Origin of the sequence: Variovorax gracilis, assembly GCF_030317115.1 — a bacterium.
GTDB classification, from domain to species: Bacteria; Pseudomonadota; Gammaproteobacteria; order Burkholderiales; family Burkholderiaceae_C; genus Variovorax; species Variovorax gracilis.
The window spans coordinates 1-2,838 of record NZ_JASZYF010000080.1 but is presented as its reverse complement, the minus strand read 5'-3'; the positions used below and the strand labels follow the sequence as shown (position 1 = coordinate 2,838).

The 2,838-nt window shown below is 62.0% G+C and carries 3 protein-coding genes; 1 reads left to right on the top strand and 2 read right to left on the bottom strand.

Features of this window, described 5'->3' with window-relative positions; genetic code table 11:
- Nucleotides 1-218: 218 nt before the first annotated feature.
- Nucleotides 219-1,349: a DUF6880 family protein gene (locus QTH97_RS36735; protein WP_286573700.1), complete on the bottom strand. Its 1,131-nt coding sequence runs from the start codon at nt 1,347-1,349 to the stop codon at nt 219-221.
- 121 nt (nt 1,350-1,470) lie between these two features.
- Here QTH97_RS36735 and QTH97_RS36730 point away from each other — a divergent pair, with 121 nt between their 5' ends.
- Nucleotides 1,471-1,707, top strand: coding sequence for a hypothetical protein (locus tag QTH97_RS36730; protein ID WP_286573698.1), 237 nt, complete (start codon nt 1,471-1,473; stop codon nt 1,705-1,707).
- Nucleotides 1,708-2,113: 406 nt separating this feature from the next.
- On the opposite strand, the gene QTH97_RS36725 is transcribed toward QTH97_RS36730, so the two are convergent.
- Nucleotides 2,114-2,838, bottom strand: a 725-nt coding sequence (locus QTH97_RS36725) for a coiled-coil domain-containing protein (RefSeq protein WP_286573697.1), incomplete at its 5' end; no start/stop codon positions are given.

Genomic DNA, 2,838 nt, shown 5'->3' with positions numbered 1-2,838 from the left:
GCACGCCGCCTTGATGACCCATCATGTCGATGCACTCCTCGGTGAGATGCATCCAACATAGTCGAGACGGGTCAAATTTCTAGGGAGTTTTTCAACAGAATTGGCCCATTGCAGCCGTACATCGGACATGTCGGTCGCTTAATAGCAGTCAGTCATCCGGCAAAGCTCATCGACGTACGCTATCGGCGCCCCCAGGACACAAAGATGTCAAGGTGCAACTAGTCGAACTCGAAAGCTCCATCACCGTTCTCAGCAGCAGCAGTACCATCGCGCCTTTCGTCGACCTGAGCCCAGAAAGCCGGCTTGCGTCCGTGCCGATGCCGCACCTCAGCAGCAAAGTCTTCGTGCGATCGCAGCGGGGCGAGTACGGCGCCGAATTCGGCGATCTCGCAGAGCCGTGCCCAGTAGCGGGCACCGTGCCGGTAAGCCTTGGCGTATGCGCGCGTCAGAATATCAAGCAACAGCGCTCGGTAGATGACCGTCTCTCCGCGCCAGCGCTCCCGAGCGCGCAGAGCCTTCGCCAGGACCTCCAACGCGTAGAAGTCCTTCTCACGCAGGTTCTCCGATTCCGCCATTAACCTGGCTTCGGCACTATCGATATCGCCGACTTCGATCAGCAGACTTGCTGCCGTCGCCGGATCCGACAATCCAAGCGCCATCTGGCGTGCGCGGGCCAGCGCGTCGGCCTGGTTCGCTTCTGGAAGATGCTGGAGCCATTGCCGGAGGTGGAACACCGAAGGGTGCTCCTCCAACATGTGCCGGCGAACCGGTTCGCTTGCCTCGAAGCGACCGAGCCGCTCCAATGTGTCGGCCAGCAAGCCTTCGCGAGTCTCTTCGTTGTCTGCCCAGTTGCCCTCGAGCCAAGGGAGGGCATCCTCGGGGCGATCGGCGTCGAGATAGGCCTGCACGAAGGTCTGCTTCTGCAACTCATTGGGCACCGGGCTGTACTGCAGCACTGCTCGAACCGAGACATCGGGATCACCCAGCGCTTCGGAAAGCAGCGAGAGCGCGGCTGAAAGGTGAAACACCTCATGCGGAAGTCTCGGCAAATTGGATGCACCAGCGAGGACCTTGGCCATCCGGGCTTCAAACTGGCCCGCTAAGACGCGAAGCGCCGATTCCCCGAGCAGCAGGTTGGCGCTTCGGAGCAATTCCTCTCGCGCGCCGTAGTTGTCTTCTAGATACAGCCTCATCACGCGATCGGGCCAGACGTCGGCCGGCGTCTCGCACTTCGCAGCCGCTTGAAGCCAATGCCTACAGGCTGAACGTACCGCGTTGCCGATGTCGGCTCCGGAATCGTCGGCATGCTCGAACCATTGCTCGTCCGCCTCGATGAAGGCTTGCTTCAAACAAGGTCAGGCCGGCTGCGGGGTCCTTGGGAACCAGTTCGCGTGCCACCTGATCCAGCCACGTCTGGAGCTTCCGACCGTAAGCGGGCGCTTCGCGATAGGAGTAGGACCGCGTCGATCGTTGCCACGCCGCAAGAGTCTTCTTGAAACCGGCAGCCAACTTCTCAGGGCGATCGGACAATTGAAGGCGGAGCAGGCGGTCCTTGACCGCTTCATCGACCTCCGCAAGTTCGAGAAGGACGTCGACCAGCGTCGCAACTTCCTGACGATGCAAGAAGGCGCCGAGGGTTTCAGCAGGAGCTTTGGGCATGTCTTCCGCGGCCGCATCCATTCGACGTTGAACTCGCATGTCTCCTGAGGAGGAGGCCGGCGACGAGTTCTGGAAGGGTAACTCAGCGTGGTGGCAGCGGCAGCGCTCAAACGGATCGCGGTTGGACCGTCGGCCGAAAATGCCCGGCAACGTCAAACTAACTGCATTTGATCAGGCAAGGCGAGGCATGTGAAGGATTGGAAATGATGTGAGGTCGGCTGCCCTCCATTGCTTCTGCGCGCCTAGCTCTCGCATTGTTGCGATCGATCGTTAAGACATAGGGCTGTCCCTTTGCCTGTCTTTCTAATCTCGCGCCCTGCCGTTTCGCGGGGGGATGCAACAGAGTGGTGGGTTCGACCGCGCCGCGGGCCGCGCGGCATCGGGCGATCAGCTCAGGCGGCTGACGGCCGCGCAGCGTCACCTTGCTGCCACTGCCCATTTGAGGACACCGCAATCATCGGCGCCTGCTCTTGGGTGCGTTTGTCGAACGCGTCGCTGGAGGCACACCTTGGTCGCGGCTGGCCCTCATCTGTTGCAGGGCGCTCGCCATGGCCGCCTGACTCTCGCGCAGCTGGACTATTTCGCGAGCAGACTGTTCCTTTTGGCGATCCAAGTGAGACGCGTGGTCCGCAGCCCGCTGTTCAGCGCTGGCAACCCGCTCTCGCAGGATGGCCAATTCGACTTCAGTCGCCTGATGCTGCCTAGACCAGATAACCGCTGCGTCGCGGTGCGCAGCTTCCGCCTTCTCTAGCGCCTGTTCGGCAGCCCCCAGCGCAGCGAGACCAGTCTGCGCTTCAGCGAGACGGCCCTTTCGTTCCTTGGCGAGTTCGGCGGTGGCCTGACGGGTGGCCGCTCGCTCGCGATCGATCTCGTGAAGCAGGCGACGTTCATGGGCGACATGGCGCTCCTCGGCTTCGTCCGCGGCGCGTTGCTTGGCGCTCAGTTCCATCGCCAACTTTTCGCGCAAGGCTTCTTTGCCAGCGATGGTCTCGTCGAGCGCTTTGCGAAGGCGCCGCACTTCAGCTTCCGAGTCGCTGAGCAGCCGCGCGGATTCCTGTTGCTGCGCGTGCATCTGGGCTTCCATGGCAGCGACCGCCTGGCGTGACGACGCGAGGGCTTCATCGAGCGCGGCGCGTGCCTGGTCGAAGGAGGTCGCGCGTTGTTGCAGTTCTACCTCCT